Here is a 622-nt window from a genome sequence, read left to right on the forward strand (position 1 = left end):
GTTTCCGGAGCAGCTCTCGTGCGAGATGGCCTGGATGCGCCGGTCTCTGTTGGCGCCGATGCGGATGCGCTGGAGGGTGGCGGGCCGGTGCGTGGTGTTGTTGAACATCAGCGGCCGCGTCAGCGCAATCTTGACGGGCCGGCTGGCGGCCTTGGCACCCAGGGCCGCCAGCACGACGTCGGCGCGCAGGAAGAGCTTGCCGCCAAAGCCGCCGCCGACGAAGGGCGAACGCACGCGCACGTCCTGCTTGGGAATGCCCAGCGTCTTGGCGAGGTCGCCGACGGCCCAGTCGATCATCTGGTTGGACGTCCACACCGACAGCTTCTTGCCCTCCCACCAGGCGATGGTGGCATGCGGCTCCATCATGGCGTGTGCCTGGTCGGGCGTCGTGTAGCTGGCGTCCAGCTGCACCGGCGCCTTGGCGAAGCCGGCCTCGAAGTCGCCATGCTTGGTCTCGGCCTCGCCACCGAAGCCATCGCTCTTGGCCACCGGCGCATGAGGCTTCTCGGCGGCCAGGTCGAAGCGGCCCTTGGCGGCCTCGTAGCGGATGTCGATCAACGCCGCCGCGGCGCGCGCCTGCTCGAAGCTTTCGGCCACGACGACGGCCAGGGCCTGGTGGTAG

1 protein-coding gene is annotated in these 622 nt (G+C 69.3%); it reads right to left on the reverse strand.

Translation table 11 applies throughout. The features are described from left to right. Nucleotides 1-622, reverse strand: a 622-nt coding sequence (locus tag AC1DU6_RS34625) for a molybdopterin cofactor-binding domain-containing protein (protein WP_477863033.1), incomplete at both ends; no start/stop codon positions are given.

It is taken from the genome of Roseateles sp. P5_B10 (assembly GCF_056400485.1).